14 protein-coding genes are annotated in these 17,053 nt (G+C 48.4%); 7 read left to right on the plus strand and 7 right to left on the minus strand.

Annotated features, from left to right (window positions below; translation table 11 throughout):
• Window positions 1-299 precede the first annotated feature (299 nt).
• The 3 genes from F0316_RS07570 to F0316_RS07580 all read left to right on the plus strand — a co-directional run bounded on the left by F0316_RS07570 (window position 300) and on the right by F0316_RS07580 (window position 4,265).
• Window positions 300-1,931: a methyl-accepting chemotaxis protein gene (locus tag F0316_RS07570; RefSeq protein ID WP_000478915.1), complete on the plus strand. Its 1,632-nt coding sequence runs from the start codon at window positions 300-302 to the stop codon at window positions 1,929-1,931.
• A 111-nt stretch (window positions 1,932-2,042) separates the two neighbouring features.
• Window positions 2,043-3,266 carry an alanine racemase gene (gene alr / locus F0316_RS07575; protein WP_000545500.1) on the plus strand — a complete coding sequence of 408 codons (1,224 nt, stop codon included), beginning with the start codon at window positions 2,043-2,045 and terminating at the stop codon, window positions 3,264-3,266.
• Between the two features lie 120 nt (window positions 3,267-3,386).
• Window positions 3,387-4,265: an EamA family transporter gene (locus tag F0316_RS07580; RefSeq protein WP_002052047.1), complete on the plus strand. Its 879-nt coding sequence runs from the start codon at window positions 3,387-3,389 to the stop codon at window positions 4,263-4,265.
• Window positions 4,266-4,332: 67 nt separating this feature from the next.
• Here F0316_RS07580 and F0316_RS07585 read toward each other — a convergent pair whose 3' ends face one another.
• The 7 genes from F0316_RS07585 to F0316_RS07620 form a co-directional block, all read right to left on the minus strand.
• Window positions 4,333-4,806 (minus strand): DUF2947 domain-containing protein, encoded by a 474-nt coding sequence (locus F0316_RS07585; protein WP_000121064.1) that lies wholly within the window; start codon window positions 4,804-4,806, stop codon window positions 4,333-4,335.
• A gap of 94 nt (window positions 4,807-4,900) precedes the next feature.
• Window positions 4,901-5,476: a ribosomal protein S5-alanine N-acetyltransferase gene (gene rimJ / locus F0316_RS07595; protein WP_001013815.1), complete on the minus strand. Its 576-nt coding sequence runs from the start codon at window positions 5,474-5,476 to the stop codon at window positions 4,901-4,903.
• Complete coding sequence (tyrR, locus tag F0316_RS07600; protein ID WP_001888682.1) at window positions 5,476-7,017, minus strand: transcriptional regulator TyrR; 1,542 nt, start codon at window positions 7,015-7,017, stop codon at window positions 5,476-5,478. The genes rimJ and tyrR overlap by 1 nt, the downstream gene beginning before the upstream one ends.
• Before the next feature lie 113 nt (window positions 7,018-7,130).
• On the minus strand, window positions 7,131-8,150 hold the full coding sequence (locus F0316_RS07605; RefSeq protein ID WP_149560370.1) for a YcjF family protein: 1,020 nt from the start codon (window positions 8,148-8,150) through the stop codon (window positions 7,131-7,133).
• Window positions 8,147-9,520 carry a YcjX family GTP-binding protein gene (locus tag F0316_RS07610; protein WP_149560371.1) on the minus strand — a complete coding sequence of 458 codons (1,374 nt, stop codon included), beginning with the start codon at window positions 9,518-9,520 and terminating at the stop codon, window positions 8,147-8,149. Before F0316_RS07610 ends, F0316_RS07605 begins: the two co-directional genes overlap by 4 nt.
• 232 nt (window positions 9,521-9,752) lie before the next feature.
• On the minus strand, window positions 9,753-9,938 hold the full coding sequence (locus F0316_RS07615; RefSeq protein WP_001137099.1) for a hypothetical protein: 186 nt from the start codon (window positions 9,936-9,938) through the stop codon (window positions 9,753-9,755).
• A 153-nt stretch (window positions 9,939-10,091) separates the two neighbouring features.
• A complete protein-coding gene (locus F0316_RS07620) occupies window positions 10,092-11,609 on the minus strand; it encodes a fumarate hydratase (RefSeq protein ID WP_000216111.1) in 1,518 nt (505 codons plus the stop codon).
• 175 nt (window positions 11,610-11,784) lie between these two features.
• Between F0316_RS07620 and pabB the strand changes: the two genes are divergently transcribed.
• The 4 genes from pabB (at window position 11,785) to F0316_RS07640 (ending at window position 16,978) form a co-directional block, all read left to right on the plus strand.
• Window positions 11,785-13,161: an aminodeoxychorismate synthase component 1 gene (pabB, locus tag F0316_RS07625; RefSeq protein WP_149560372.1), complete on the plus strand. Its 1,377-nt coding sequence runs from the start codon at window positions 11,785-11,787 to the stop codon at window positions 13,159-13,161.
• A 196-nt stretch (window positions 13,162-13,357) separates the two neighbouring features.
• Complete coding sequence (locus F0316_RS07630) at window positions 13,358-13,972, plus strand: CoA pyrophosphatase (RefSeq protein WP_001179677.1); 615 nt, start codon at window positions 13,358-13,360, stop codon at window positions 13,970-13,972.
• Between the two features lie 298 nt (window positions 13,973-14,270).
• Complete coding sequence (locus F0316_RS07635; protein WP_001098618.1) at window positions 14,271-15,524, plus strand: serine transporter; 1,254 nt, start codon at window positions 14,271-14,273, stop codon at window positions 15,522-15,524.
• Between the two features lie 92 nt (window positions 15,525-15,616).
• Window positions 15,617-16,978, plus strand: a complete 1,362-nt coding sequence (locus F0316_RS07640) for an L-serine ammonia-lyase (RefSeq protein WP_000626426.1) — start codon at window positions 15,617-15,619, stop codon at window positions 16,976-16,978.
• Window positions 16,979-17,053: the final 75 nt, after the last annotated feature.

The raw sequence follows: 17,053 nt of genomic DNA on the forward strand, positions 1-17,053 counted from the left end.
AAAAAAGAAATGTTTGGTGTTAGATCAATGATTAAAGTTTCTTAACAGGGGAATACACAAAAGTGAGTCACAGTTAACAAATCGTTCACTGAAAATGGCTCTTAAGGCAGAAATAATAAAAACATAAATAAATTTATCTGCGCTTTCTGTGGCATTTGCTAACTTTATTTATAAGAGTCGTCAATTGACAATTGAAATGATAGTATGCGCCGACTTTGGGACATACGTAACTTTGTCGCAGATAAGGATGTTGTTATTCACGCGACTTTGAGTGACATCAATCTAAAGGTAAAACATTCATGTTTCTAAAAAATTTGTCGATAGGCAAAAAAATTGCAGCCTCGTTTTCGGTTATTGCAGTAATTAGCCTAGGATTCGCCATCTACCTGATTTCAGAGCTAGATAAAATCCAATCTGAATTACTCAACTACACCGATGACACCTTACCGGCAATGGAAAATGTCGATGCGATAAAAGACAAGATGTCTTACTGGCGGCGTACCCAGTTTGCGGTACTGCCAATGAAAGATGAAGCGCAAATTCGCCAAACTATCGAGCGTAATAATCGCGTTCAATCAGAAATCAACGATTCTCTGGTGGCTTACGGTAAAACCGTATGGCCGGGCGAAGAAGAGCAAACCTTCAAACGTCTCATGGGAAATTGGAATGCTTACACGGCGGTCACCGATCAATTTAACCAGACGCTTTTGACCCAAGGTGCCGATGAGGCTTACCCCATTTTGGCCAACTCACTCAGTACTTTCGAAGCGTTAGAGAGCGATTTCACGCTCCTGATCGGCATTTTGCATCAAGCTATGGACAGCAACAAAGTGCAAATCTTAAGTTCAGTGAAGACGCTCAACTCCACCTCAGTGGCCAGCAATATCGCTATCTTAGCCATCATGGTATTCATGACTTGGCTGTTAACTCGCCTAATCTGCGGTCCGTTGGCGATTGTGATGAAGCAGTCGAATGCGATTGCCAAAGGCGATCTGTCGCAGACAATGGATCGCTCCTCCATTGGTAATGACGAATTGGGAACCTTGGCCAATGCGTCTGAGCAGATGCAGCAAAACCTCCGTCAACTGATTGATGAAATCATTTCAGCGGTGACTCAGCTTAGCAGCGCAGTAGAAGAGATGACGCAGATCTCTAACCAGTCTGCAGACGGTATGAAAGAGCAGCAGTACCAAATCACTCAAGTAGCAACGGCAATGACGCAAATGAAAGCGGCAGTGGCGGACGTAGCTCGTAACACCGAAGATTCTGCTAGCCAAGCGATGGCAGCCAATCACAAGTCACAAGAAGGGGCTCGTGAAAATGCTTCTATGGTTCGCTCGATCCAACAAGTGGCCGATATTATCGGAGAGGCGGGTCAAACCGTGAGTGAACTTGAGCAGCAATCTAGCCAGATCAACGTTGTGGTTGATGTGATCCGCAGTATTGCCGACCAAACCAACCTCCTCGCGCTCAACGCGGCTATCGAAGCGGCACGTGCCGGTGAATCAGGCCGCGGCTTTGCGGTAGTTGCGGATGAAGTTCGGACTCTGGCGGGTCGTACCCAAGATTCAACCGGTGAAATCACCACGATTATTGAAAAACTGCAAGTCATGGCCAAACAAGCCAAAGATGCGACTGAACGTTCTCGCTCCAGTATCGATAAGTGTGTCGAACAAGGTAACCACTCTCAGTCTTTGATGATCTCTATCGAAGAGTCGATTGCCAATATCGCCGATGTGGGTACACAAATCGCCAGCGCATGTAGTGAACAAGATTCGGTCGCGGATGAACTCAGCCGCAATGTGGAAAACATCCACTTGGCGTCACAAGAAGTCGCGCAGGGTTCACAACAGACAGCCCAAGCTTGTCGTGAACTCACTCAGCTCGCAGTTTCGCTACAAGATACGCTACGCCGATTTAAGATTCGTTAATTTTCACGCCGCCTACAGGGCGGCGTCTTTCTCTATACTTCTTGCGACTTGGAGCAGCCGCTTCTCAGTCGCAAGAAGAATGTTCCATCAATGATAACCACAGGAGATATCATGCATTTTAAAGCCACGCTGCTTTCTCTCTCTATCGCGGCGACTTTGCCTTCTTTCTCTCTCTCTGCTGCGCCATTACACATCGACACCGCTTTACCGGATGCCGCTCAAATTCAGCAAAGTAATTCTTGGCTGGAGATTAGCTTAGGCCAATTCCAAAGCAACATCGAACAATTCAAATCACACATGAACGCCAACACCAAAATTTGCGCCATCATGAAAGCCGACGCTTACGGTAACGGTATTCGTGGTTTAATGCCGACCATTATCGCGCAAGGCATTCCTTGTGTAGGGGTGGCAAGTAATGCAGAGGCGCGTGCGGTGCGTGAAAGTGGATTTAAAGGTGAACTGATCCGTGTGCGATCTGCCAGCCTAAGTGAAATGTCCGCGGTACTCGATCTCAATATCGAGGAGCTGATTGGTACCCACCAACAAGCCCTCGATCTGGCGGAGCTTGCCAAACAAAGTGGTAAAACGATCAAAGTCCACATTGCGCTGAATGACGGCGGCATGGGCCGTAACGGCATTGATATGACCACGGAAGCAGGCAAGAAAGAAGCCGTCTCTATTGCGACTCAACCTTCGTTGAGTGTCGTTGGCATTATGACCCACTTCCCGAATTACAATGCGGACGAAGTGCGCGCAAAACTGGCTCAATTCAAAGAGAGCTCAACTTGGCTAATGCAACAAGCCAATTTGAAACGTGAAGAGATCACACTGCATGTTGCGAACTCTTACACCGCGCTCAATGTGCCAGAAGCACAACTGGACATGGTTCGTCCGGGTGGCGTGTTGTTTGGTGATTTGCCAACCAACCCTGAATACCCATCGATTGTTTCTTTCAAAACACGTCTGTCTTCGCTGCACCATGTGCCAAAGGGCTCAACTGTGGGTTATGACAGTACTTTTACTACCAGCCGTGACAGTGTGCTGGCGAACCTGCCTGTGGGTTATTCTGATGGTTACCCGCGCAAAATGGGCAATAAAGCCGAAGTACTGATCAATGGACAACGCGCCAAAGTCGTGGGAGTGACATCGATGAACACGACTGTGGTTGATGTGACCGAGATTAAGGGCGTGCTCCCCGGTCAAGAAGTGGTTCTGTTTGGTCAGCAACAGAAGCAAAGCATCGCGGTCAGTGAGATGGAAAACAACGCTGAGCTGATTTTCCCTGAGTTGTATACGCTGTGGGGAACCAGTAACCCACGTTTCTACGTGAAATAAGCTATACCCAAACAACTTGGAGAAACCACCCAATCGAGGTGGGCGCATACGCCCACCTATCTCCACAGACCTTTTTACGGCATAATCTCTTCGCACTTTCTGCTGAGTTTTTCATTATTTATGCCAACAATAAAATCTCCTTTACTCATTGCTATTCTTAGCTTGCTCGCCGCTATGATCACCATCCAATCCGGAGCATCGATTGCGAAACAGTTGTTTCCACTGGTCGGCCCGGGCGGTACCGTAGCGCTACGCATCAGCCTCTCTGCCCTGATTTTAATGCTGATTTTCCGCCCTTGGCGTGCACGCCTCAGCTGGCCACAATGGCGCTCTATGTGCATTTATGGTGCAAGTTTGGGTGGGATGCAGCTGAGTTTTTACTTCGCTATCGAACGTATTCCACTGGGTATTGGGGTAGCGTTAGAATTTTCAGGCCCACTGCTGCTCGCCTTACTCTCCTCTAAGCGTAAGAAAGATCTGATATGGGTTGCGTTGGCTATTCTCGGTATTGTGTTCTTATTACCGGATATGAACGGCGTTGATGCGTTAGATCCTATTGGCGTTGCGCTCGCATTAATTGCTGGCGGTTTTTGGGCTGGCTACATCTGGTTCGGACAACGTGCTGGCAGCGTAGGCTCAGGCGGTATGACGGTTTCGATTGGGATGCTGGTTGCCGCAGTCATCTATTTCCCAATCGCCACTCAATTGGCCGAAGCCTCGATTTTTAGCTGGTCGATTCTGCCGATGGCACTGCTGGTCGCCGTAATGTCGAGTGCCCTACCTTATAGCCTTGAGATGGTGGCACTCAGCCGACTCTCTACACAGCATTTCAGTGTATTAATGAGCTTAGAGCCTGCGATTGCCGCGATGGCGGGGTTAGCCATTTTGGGTGAAAACCTACAATGGAGCCAGTGGCTGGCGATTTTTATGATCATTACTGCGTCCATGGGCTCTACCCTGTCCGCGGCGAAATCACCGACTAAAGTGACTCAAGAGTAAAAGCACCGCGGTCAATCATAGGAAAGAAAGAGATAAGAAGAGAAAAATCCGGCCGATGCCGGATTTTTTATGGGCGCTGCCCGAATTTTACTTTGCCTTCGCTACTAAACCAGAGCGCTTCTTTACGCCGACGACCGAGCAAAAACGGGCCATCATCGTAAAACAGAAAGTTCTTCCAATGGCGCTTAAAGACTGACCATTTGGTCTCCAGTACGTTGTATTTCTCGTAACAGAAATACACGGTGACATCATCTTGCCATGGCAGATGGGCTGCCAATGCTTCCGGCAATTCTGGTTCATCGCTCTCCCACTCCGCCATCCAGCCTGTCTCACCAGACCAGCTATTGGCTTTGCGTGGCCAGTCGTGAGAACTCAAACGCTCAGCATCAGGGCTCATGTCACTGATGTTCTCTTTCCAAAATTGCGCCGCGCGCAGTGGTTCCATCGGTTTTATCTGAGCGAGATCAGCTTCAGGCACTGGCATCGACGCATGGGTAAAAATCCATTTTCTTTGGTATTGATCCAAAGGCAAATAAGACATTGAGTTTCCTTAAACTTTCAGCCAGCCGTTTTGGCTCGCTTGTTCAATAATGTGTTTTGCGTACTCCCAAAGGGTTTGGGGTTCGCCGAACGGGTTATTCTTTCCAATTGGGATTGATCAGCGAAGTCAGGTTGTGGTCTTCCCATTTACCGTTGATCAGTAAGTAATCTTTAGCATGGCCCTCAAGCACGAAACCCACGCGTTTGAGCACATTTTCACTGCGTTTATTGTGCGGAATGTAAGAAGCCATTATGCGATGCATGTTGTGCTCGCTAAACATGTACTGACAAGCCATCGTCAAAGCACGCGTCATGATCCCTTTGCCTTGCGCCTCATAGGCCAGCGAGTAACCGACATTACACGCATGGAATGGGAAGCGGATAATATTGCTAAATGAGATGGTGCCTAACATGGCATCATTTTGCGCATCCAAAATCAGTAGATAGTAACCGAGCTTCATTTTGTGCAATTCATTGAGCTTAATTAGCCTTTGCAGCCAGCCGGACTCAGTAAAAAACTCAGCTTCACGCCTTGGCTCCCACTCAATCAAGTGGCTTCGGTTATCCACAAAATACTGGCTTAAACGCTCGGCGTCGTTGATTTGCGCGCAGCGTACAACAATGTCACCATCGGTTTGATAGAAATGGCATTCGCTGTTTAATCCATTCATCAGCGCTTCCTTATTCCATAATCCCTCAGCTTATTCGCGATCGACGTGTGAGAAACATTGAGTCTTTTCGCCAACTTACGACTGGAAGGAAAAGATTGGAACAGACGATCCAACACTTGCGATTCGTACTCCTTCATGATGTCGTCGAGCGAACCATCGAGGTTGATACTAGGCGCAGAACTTACGCTGTCCACTTGCGGTAGGTGGAACGGTTCAATACCCAGCACATCCCCTTCAATTTCAGTTAAGGCACGCAGCACCATATTGTCCAGTTGGCGCATATTGCCCGGCCACTGATACTGACTGAGTTTATCCAGCAGATCGTCGGTCAACTTAGGTTTGAGCATGCCCAACTTGTTACAGTGTTTGGTGATGAAGAGTTCAAGCAGCGGCTGTACATCACTTGGGCGTTCACGCAGAGGTGGAATACGCAGCGTCAAGACATTGAGGCGGTAGAACAGGTCCTCCCGAAAACGGCGCGACTCGGCCAAATCCGCTAAATTATGACGTGTGGAGGCAATCACACGCACATCCACGTGGATTTCATGCTCCTCCCCGACACGGCGGAAAGTGCCATCTTGCAAAAAGCGCAGCAGCTTAATTTGCAAATGTGGACTCATTTCACCAATTTCATCCAGAAATACAGTGCCACCATTGGCTTGCTCAAAAATCCCTTTATGGCCTTGTTGATGGTTAAAAGAGCCCGGCGCATGACCAAACAATTCGGTTTCAGCCACATCATCCGGCATCGACGCGCAGCTCAGTACCAAAAAGGGTGCAGAAGAACGATCCGAACGGTTATGGCACGCCTTAGCGAGCATCTCTTTACCTGTGCCGGTTTCCCCTTCAATCAGTAGAGGTTGATCAAGCATGGCCAATTTTTTCGCTTGGCTCATCAGGCTTTTGTGTCGATTCGAAACACCCACAAAATGTTCAAAGCCTAAGTTGCTCTGTAGTGGGATTTGAGTTGTGCTAGTCAATCCCGCATTCGCAGCACGTAACATCATCATCGCGCTGGCTAAGGTGGATTGTTTGGCATCGCTCGAAATGTAGACGGGCATGATTTCCATCACATAATCCAGTCCATCCAAGACCACATCTTCACGCAGACGAGACTTACTGCCTTCCAGCCAACGTGTGAAGTTGAAGACGGGCATCAAGGCTGAAATTTGCTGGCCGATCATGCTGGATTCTTCACGATTGAACAATGCAGCCGCAGCGTGGTTAGCCATATCCACCGCGCCTTTGAGGTTGATCGCCAATACCGCATCAGGCAAGTTATTGAGCAGAGAAATCAATTCGGTGTTGTGCCGTTCAATCGGCATGAACTGGATTTTACGGACATCTTTCACCCCGGGAATGCGGCGAATTTCCGCCATCAGTTCACTGAAGGTTTCAAAATCAATATCAGGACAATTGAGGTAAATAATACCGATCACATCGATTTCGATCCCTCGCAGATCGATGCTTTTGGAGGCGAGAATATCCAGTAACTCGCGAGTCAGACCTAATCGGTCTTCACAGAGGACTTCAAGACGCACTTTAATAGGATCCTGTTTGAAAGTGTCACGAAAAGTTGACAGTAGTTTCGCCCAAGCCCAGATCGGCGTCAAGCGATCCGTGATAACGGATCGCAGTTTCCGAGAATGAAAGGTTATTTGGCGAGCAAAGCAGCAACTTTACTCACGACTTGCTTACGAACCGCACTCAGTTTGAGTTGACGATCGGGGTGCCATGGCAGTGGACGCAGCAACCCTACCGCTTTAATGCCCAAACGCGCTGTCAGAATACCCACGCCTACACCCTGCCCTGCACGGGCAGAAAGGCGTCCTGCTATATCCATCGAAAACAGATCAACGCTGGCATCGACAGCCAATTCGCTCGCTCCCGCTAACGCCATGTTGAGCAATACGGCTTTAAACAGTTTTATGCGTGACCAGTAACCGAGTTCAACGCCATACACTTTTGCCAGTTGATCCACCATGGAAAAGTTACGCCAAGCCACCAGCCACATATCAGCAATCGCGAGTGGGCTAATCGCCACTAATGCGGCCGCTTCAGTCGCATAACGAGTGACAATTTGGCTGGCTTGTTTATCTTGCTCCGCGACCACCAACGCATCGTATAAATCGATAATTTCTGCATCACTATGACTGCTATTGAGCGCCGATTGCCAACGCTGGTAACCCTGTTTATCAACCTGACCTTCTTTGGAGATCTGCTGACAAAAGGCTTGGCCTTGGCCAACTGCATCATTCTCCATTAAGATTTGCGCTTGTTCTTGAACACTAAAATGCTGACGTAGACGACGCAGTTTCCACAACTCTTTCGCGATAGCGCCCAATCCTAACGTCGCCAAAGCACTGATAAACCCCACCCATCCTAGGCTGAGCCAGTCCGAATCTTGAATGGCTTGTACTACGCTATCGATAGCCTGCCATGCGACTAAACCACTGAAAGCCGCAAACAAGCCACCGGCAAACCATTTGCGCCCTTTGCTGGGTCGAATGATGGTGTCGAGCTCTACTTCCAATGCCTCTTCTGCTGGCTCTTCCATGTTCATGGGCACAAACTTTTCTTGTGCGCTAAACTGCTGCTGGGCCGTCAAGCTCGGCGTTTCTAAACTACCTTGCAGTGGCTCGCTAAAAATCTGTTTGGTTTTAAGATCGCTCATCGCAGTTTATCTCCAATCAGAATGTCGAGGGCTTTATCGACTCGAATGTGCTGGCATGGCTCATCCATCGCCGTGGGCAGTGGGCGAAACGCCGTAAAATCAAACGCCTGACGCTGCCAATAATCGGGATCTGGCAGTTTGCGCGGAACCTCTCCGGGAAAGAGCGTGATGGATTCACCTTCCAGTGTGACACCTTGAATCGCCGCCACCTTCTGCTCTCCCTGCATGATGTAACCCGATTGAGTGGCGCGCACCGAAGCCATGCTGATGCAGTTCATTTCAATATTTTCATAGGCTGCATGCTGCCAGGCGGGATGGATCATCTGCTGCAATAGAGAAACCATATTGACATGTTGCTCCGGTGTCACATGGTCAGCCTTAGTGGCCGCAAAGACGACTTTATCGATTTTGGGTGCAAATAAACGGCTGAGCAAACCACTGCGCCCATAGCGGAAACTGTGCATGATTTGCTCCAGCGCGCTGCGCATATCCAAAAACGATTCATGCCCAACATTGAGCGGCGATAAGCAATCCACCAACACAATCTGGCGATCAAACGTCGCGAAATAGTCCTTATAAAAGACTTTTACCACCTTGTTTTGGTACTCCTGATAGCGCGCTTGCAGCAAAGCGTAATAGCTCTGCTTGCTCACTGAGCCCTGCGGCGCATGACACGGGAAAAATTGCAGCACAGGCGCACCTTCCAGCTCCCCTGGCAACACAAATCGTCCCGGCTGAACCCAATGCAGCCCACTGGCTTTACATTGATGCAGATAGTCGGTGTAACTCGCGGCAATCGACGCCAAGGTTTGCTCATTGGCTTCTTGGTGAAGATCAAGCTGCTCCACAGCGTCACACCAAGACTTAGCGAGCTCTTTGCGTAAGCCATGCAGAGCATGAAATTGCTGTGCTGACCAAGTGGCGTAATCCATCTCTAATAGCGGTAAATCGAGCAACCACTCTCCGGGATAGTCGATAATGTCGAGATAGAGAGTTGCACTACTGGTGAGTAGCTTTTTGCTGCGTTTTTTCGGCTTGTATTTGATCGCCAAACGAATTTCGCTCACATCTCGGGTTGGCACTGGCCAGTTTGCAGGGCTGCTTTGCAACTCGGTTAACGCTTCATCATAGGCAAAGCGTGGCACCATCATGTTGCTTTGCGGTACACGCTTTGCGCCAATCAAGCGCTGCTCACGATCCGCCGCTAACAGAGGGAGATTATGATGGCTGGACGTATGCAGCAGTTGATTGACGAGAGAGGTAATAAACGCCGTTTTACCTGCGCGCGAAAGTCCCGTCACCGCAAGACGGACATGAGAATCGAGGCCACGATGGATAAAGTCGCTCATTTCTTGACGAATACGCTGCATTGTTCACTCCAAATCAGGATTTCGCACAGCTTAATAAGCTCAAGCTTAATGTGAGATGAATATACCCTTCCTACTTAAAGTGGCAGCAGTGCTGACTAACTGAAACGCTAAGTCATTCGGGTATCGCTTTTGCTCAGGTAAGTACTAGGCACAGAGCAAAATCACAATGGGTAATGGCTCGCTCCTGTCTATAAGCTATAAGCCATTCAAGTCACAGGAGCGATAAGAGGAATTAATCTTCTTCGATCAGTTTGTAGATGACAAACAGTGCGATCTCAAGCAGCACAAATAAACCGCAGGTGATGGTGACGTATTTATCATTAAAAATGCTGATACCGTTCAAAATAAGGTCGTAACCGACCACAGCACCGATCACCACAGCAATAATGATTTGTAGAATCTGAATAAAACGAGGCATGCCTACTAACTCCTGACCTATCGATAACGAAATGAATTGTATACCAAAACTACAGCTTCGAGTAGGAAAGGTATCCTATTAAAAAGGTGCAACTTACGTGCACCTTTGTCATTTTTTTGCCAAGTTCCTCGCTGAGAAGAGAGAGGCAAGCCTTTACTTGGCCGCTTCAGCGATTTTGACCCGCCAAGTATCTGGGCCGATTTGGTGCGCATTCGCGCCCGTTGAATCCACAGCAACAGTGACTGGCATATCTTCGACTTCAAATTCGTAGATTGCCTCCATGCCTAAGTCTTCAAACGCGACTACACGAGCTTTCTTGATCGCTTTCGCCACTAAGTAAGCAGCACCACCGACTGCCATCAAATAAACGGCTTTGTGTTTTTTGATCGATTCAACGGTAGCTGGGCCTCGCTCAGCTTTACCAATCATGCCCATGACGCCGACCTCTTCCAGCATCATGTCGGTAAACTTGTCCATACGAGTTGAAGTTGTAGGACCTGCTGGGCCAACCACTTCATCGCCTACCGCGTCCACAGGGCCAACGTAGTAAATGAACTTGTCTTTCAAATCGACACCGTCAGGCAATTTTTCGCCCTTTTGCAGCATGGTTTGAATGCGTTTATGGGCGGCGTCACGACCAGTGAGGATCTTGCCAGACAGCAGAACCGTTTCACCGGTTTTCCACGTTTGGATCTCTTCACGGGTGATGTTATCAAGATTGACACGACGCGTATTCGCGCCCGCTTCCCAAGTGATTTGTGGCCAATCTTCTAACTTAGGCGGTGTTAACTGCGCAGGGCCGCTGCCATCGAGTGTGAAATGCACGTGGCGTGTCGCCGCACAGTTGGGGATCATGCAGACAGGCTTGGAAGCGGCATGTGTCGGTGCCGATTTGATTTTCACATCAACCACTGTGGTCAAACCACCAAGGCCTTGCGCGCCAATACCGAGCTTATTCACACGGTTGAAAATGTCTAAACGCAACTCTTCTTCCGCATTTTGCGGACCACGCTCGATAAGCTCATGAATATCAATGTGTTCCATCAAGGCTTCTTTGGCGAGGACGGCCGCTTTTTCCGCCGTACCACCAATACCAATGCCAAGCATGCCCGGTGGACACCAGCCCGCGCCCATCAAGGGTACGGTTTTTTCTACCCATTCCGCAATATCATCGGACGGATTGAGCATCACCATCTTGGTTTTGTTTTCACTGCCGCCACCTTTGGCCGCAATTTGAATATCCACTTTATCGCCAGGCACCATGTTGATGTGCACCACAGCAGGGGTATTGTCTTTGGTATTGATGCGCTTGCCCGCAGGATCCATCAATACTGAAGCACGCAGTGGGTTATCTGGGTTGGTGTACGCTTGGCGCACGCCCTCATCCACCATCTGCTGCACCGTCATGTCGGTCGAATCCCATTGCACGCCCATACCAATATTGACGAAACAAGTGACAATACCCGTATCCTGACAAATGGGGCGGTGGCCTTCTGCAGACATGCGCGAGTTAATCAAAATCTGCGCTATCGAATCTTTCGCCGCTTGGCTTTCTTCACGTTGGTAGGCTTTTTCTAGGGCTTTTACAAAGTCTAATGGGTGGTAGTAGGAGATGTACTGCAGCGCATCAGCGACACTGCTGATCACATCTTGCTTGCGTATTACCGTCATTGCTCGCCTCGTTATTGTTATGCTTCCGTGTACTGCGACTTGGGTGAATTACTGCTTCCAAAACCGAAGGAGACGCTCACTCTTTAAGTAGCAGCTTTGTATGAGATTTTTATGATACTCTTGCTTTCCCTGCGATGCTACGCAATGAACGGTTTCTCTGTCACAAATTACACAAATGAATAACAACCAAATTTTGTCAATTGAACACAAAAAATTAACTTATCATCCTGATATTGCTAAACAATTTTTCACATCCATTGAGCAGCAACCTTGGGCAATGCTGCTGCGATCCGCGTCTACCACCCATATGGATAGCCGCTTTGATATTCTGGTCGCCAATCCTTTCGCCACTTTAGTGACTTTTGGTGATGAAACTGAAATTCACGCCCAGAACGGCGTGACATTGTCACGAAAAGATCCTTTTGCGCTGCTTGCTGACATCCAAGAGCAGTATCTTCCTCAAGTGACTGATGCGTCGGATTTACCTTTTGTTGGCGGTGCTCTGGGGTATTTTGCCTATGATTTAGGACGCCGAGTCGAAGTCCTCCCTAGCTTGGCAGAACAAGACATTACTATGCCCGATATGGCCGTGGGCATCTATTCTTGGGCGCTTGTGGTCGATCACCAACAGCACACCGCGCAATTGGTCGGACAAAATGTTGAAGACGCTTGGGGTTGGTTAAACCAACAAGAGGCGATAAAGCCAAGCGAAGTAACTGACTTTGTTCTCACATCGCCTTGGCGCTCCAATATGAGCTATACCGCCTATCAAGATAAATTTGCTCGTGTGCAGGCGTATTTACGCTCGGGAGACTGTTACCAGATCAACCTCGCGCAGCGTTTTCAGGCTCACTACACTGGTAGTGAATGGCAAGCGTATTTGAAGCTGGAAAAAGGTAACCAAGCGCCCTTCTCCGCCTTTTTGCGTTTGCCGCAAGGCGCAATTTTGAGTGTATCTCCAGAACGTTTTCTGCAAGTTTGCGATCGAGTGATTGAAACCAAACCGATCAAAGGCACACGTCCACGCCATGCCGACAAGCAACAAGATGCCCTACTCAAGCAAGATTTAGTCAGCGCAGAAAAAGATCAGGCCGAGAATTTAATGATTGTCGATCTGCTGCGTAATGATATTGGTCGTGTGGCAAAGCCGGGTAGCGTGCATGTACCTAAGTTGTTTGATGTGGAGAGCTTTCCCGCCGTACACCATCTGGTGAGCACGATTCGCGCAACACTGGATGAGCAATACCAAGCCGCCGATCTGTTACGCGCCTGTTTTCCCGGCGGTTCGATTACGGGAGCGCCCAAAGTGCGGGCAATGGAAATCATTGAAGAGCTCGAGCCGCATCGCCGTAGCGCTTATTGTGGCTCAATTGGCTATCTCAGCCGTCATGGAAAAATGGATACCAGCATCACGATCCGCACTTTAGTGGCCTATCAGCAGCAGCTTTACGCTTGGGCGGGTGGCGGCTTGGTGGCTGACAGCGAAGGAGCTGCGGAGTATCAAGAAACGCTAGATAAGTTAAGCCGAATTCTTCCAACCCTAGAATCCTAACTCTTAGTTTGAACCACCGTCAGCACCGCCTATGCTCGCTGGCGGTTTTCTTCTCAAGCCATCCCCTTCCTACGTACAGCGTCAAGTCGGTAGAAAGGGGATATCATATCCGGCAAATGTGCAGTAACCGACAGCGCATCCTTTTGAAACACGCTATAACAGGTGTTATACGTTAATCACGGTATAGAGGCCTGCTTTGCAAAACATTAGCCGTCACGAGTTTATCCAGCAGTTTCAGCTCCATTTACCCGCCGCCTATCCTCAGGAAAGCTTGCGGCGCGTCGCACATTTAGCACCAGAGAAGCTACGTAAAGCGTCGGTATTGATTGGCGTAGTAGAACGCCCGCAAGGCCTACAAGTGATCATGACCAAGCGCGCAGCACATTTGAGGCATCATCCCGGGCAAATCAGTTTTCCCGGCGGAAAGTACGAAGAGAGCGACCACTCGTTACAGCAGACGGCAAAGCGAGAAGCACGAGAAGAGATTGGCATCCCAGAAGAGAAAATTCGTATTGTTGGTCAGTTGCCTGAGTTAGTGACCGTAAGCCAATTTGCCGTGACGCCTTTTTTAGCTTTTGTCGAATCCGACTACCCGATTCAGCTCGATCACAACGAAGTCGATGAAGTGTTTGAAGTGCCGATCAGTTTTTTGCTTGATCGAAAAAAGATCTACAGCGGGACTTTTCAGTTAAAAAACCACCGTCATAAACTGTTCGCCCTCTCCTATAAACAACATTTTATATGGGGTATGACCGCACAAATCATCCAATCCCTTCAAAAACAATTTATTAATTACAATGAGTTAGTTTGAAGGCCTATTTTTCTCACTTTGGGCAAGGCAATAAAAATCATTAGAAAATCTAATCAAAAAGACAAGCAAACGTTTTCCTGACCATTCACTGAGAATTTTTCACGCAAACATAACTAAATCTAATCCAACCCATTAACAATTCTCACATGTGGCACGCCAATTTCGTGATCAAAAATAGGTTTTTGATAGAAGTTTCAATAAGTACAACCAATCATGATTTAGATCTAGTTTTCTTATGTGAAAAATGTGCAAAAATGCGCTCCGACTTATTTCCTGTTCCCAAAATGAGTAAAAACATATGAATACTACAACAGCGGCTACTTCTACAGCACGTTCTGCTAGCAAGTGGACCTATAAAGATTTCACCTGGGCTCTGTCCCTTTTCGGTACAGCGGTTGGTGCAGGTGTCCTGTTCCTACCTATTAAAGCGGGTGCGGGTGGCTTCTGGCCATTAGTTCTTCTCGCACTGATTGCCGCCCCAATGACTTGGTTTGCACACAAGTCTCTCGCTCGTTTCGTATTATCTGCAAAAAATCCTGATGCAGACATCACTGACACGGTTGAAGAACATTTTGGTAAAGCTGGCGCTAACCTCATTACTTTTGCTTACTTTTTCGCCATCTATCCTATCGTTCTGATCTACGGTGTGGGCATCACTAACACGGTGGATTCTTTCCTCGTTAACCAAATCGGCATGGAGTCGATTCCTCGCTGGTTGCTATCTGGTGCACTGATCACGGCGATGACTGCTGGTGTGGTATTTGGTAAGGAGCTGATGCTGAAAGCCACTTCTGCCATGGTTTACCCTCTGGTATTTATCCTACTGGCGCTCTCTTTCTACCTGATCCCAGATTGGAACACTTCCATGATGGAAGTCGCACCTGACTGGTCAGCAATGCCTGCTATCGTATGGCTTGCGATCCCAATCATCGTGTTCTCTTTCAACCACAGCCCAATCATTTCTCAGTTCTCTAAAGAGCAACGCCAACAGTTTGGTGATAAAGCCGTACAAAAAACGGACATGATCACTGGCGGTGCAGCGATGATGCTGATGGGCTTCGTGATGTTCTTCGTATTCTCGGTAGTTTTGTCACTGTCTCCTGCAGAGCTGGCGATGGCAAAAGAACAAAACATCTCTGTTCTGTCTTACCTAGCTAATGAACACGCTTCACCGATCATCTCGTACTTAGGTCCAATCGTGGCATTTGCAGCGATCACCTCAAGCTACTTCGGTCACTTCTTAGGTGCTCATGAAGGTCTAGTCGGTCTGGTGAAATCACGCAGCAACATGCAAGTCAGCAAGATCGAAAAAATCTCTCTGGGCTTCATCGTCATCACCACTTGGATTGTGGCAATTGTGAACCCAAGCATCCTAGGTATGATTGAAACCATGGGCGCACCAATGATTGCTGCTATCTTGTTCCTGCTGCCTGTATTTGCAATGCACAAAGTGCCTGCAATGGCTAAGTTCAAGACTTCAGCACCTGTACAGATTTTTACAGTTATTTGTGGCTTGGCTGCGATTAGTTCTGTAATCTACGGCGCTCTTTAATCTCTACCTCTGCGTATGAGCTTAAAACACAAAACATAACTATACCAAAAGCCTCCCTACCCTTAGGGGGGCTTAGTTTTGAGGCATTCAAAATGATTAGTGTATTTGATATCTATAAAATCGGTGTTGGTCCTTCAAGTTCACACACGGTTGGACCGATGAAAGCGGGTAAAGAGTTTATTGACGAACTACGCTCAATGGGAAAATTGCGCGACGTCACTAAAATCACCGTGGACGTTTATGGATCGCTATCACTGACAGGGAAAGGTCACCACACGGATATCGCTATCATCATGGGTCTGGCAGGCAATACGCCAGAGAAAGTGGATATCGACTCGATTCCGAGCTTTATCGCTCGTGTAGAAGAAACAGAACGTCTTCCTGTTGGTATGCACTGTCATACCGTCTCTTTCCCTCGTGAAGGTGGGATGAATTTCCACCGCACTAATCTGCCTTTGCACGAAAACGGCATGCAGATTCACGCATGGATCAACGACGAGAAAATCTTCAGCAAAACTTACTACTCTATCGGTGGTGGTTTTATTGTTGATGAAGAGCACTTTGGTAAAGAGAACGAATCTCTTATTCAAGTGCCTTACGCTTTCCGTTCAGCGGAAGAGCTGCTGAACCAATGTAAAGAGAGTGGCCTCTCGATCAGCACGCTCGTTATGGCGAACGAAAAAGCCATGCATTCTGACGAAGAAGTGCGCACCTATTTCGCGAACATTTGGCGTACCATGCGTGAGTGTATGGAACGCGGGATGAACACCGAAGGCATCCTACCTGGGCCTTTGCGTGTACCACGCCGTGCGGCAGCGCTGCGTCAACAACTGCTGACGTCCGAAAAAACCACCAACGATCCAATGGCGGTGGTTGACTGGGTAAACATGTATGCGTTTGCGGTTAACGAAGAAAACGCAGCAGGCGGTCGCGTGGTAACGGCACCGACTAACGGTGCGTGTGGCATTATCCCTGCCGTACTCGCCTACTACGACAAATTCATCCAAACCGTGACGGAGAAAGACTACATCCGTTACTTCGCCGCGTCTGGCGCGATTGGTGGTCTGTACAAGCGTAATGCCTCTATCTCTGGTGCGGAAGTGGGCTGTCAAGGTGAAGTGGGTGTCGCTTGCTCTATGGCAGCAGCCGGTCTTGCTGAGCTTTTAGGCGGTAGCCCAGAGCAAGTCTGTATGGCCGCTGAAATCGCGATGGAACATAACCTTGGTTTGACTTGTGACCCAGTTGCAGGACAAGTACAAGTGCCATGTATCGAGCGTAACGGCATTGCAGCGGTGAAAGCGATCAACTCAACCCGTATGGCGCTGCGTCGTTCCTCTGCCCCACGCGTTTCACTGGATAAAGTGATTGAAACCATGCTGGAAACCGGCAAGGACATGAATGCTAAGTACCGTGAAACCTCACAAGGTGGCTTGGCAATCAAGGTGATCTGTTAATCAGAACCTTTTGTGGTTACAAAAACGCCCGGATATCCGGGCGTTTTTTTATGCTTTGCATAATCAGATTGCATC

It is taken from the genome of Vibrio cholerae (assembly GCF_008369605.1).
Classification (GTDB): domain Bacteria; phylum Pseudomonadota; class Gammaproteobacteria; order Enterobacterales; family Vibrionaceae; genus Vibrio; species Vibrio cholerae.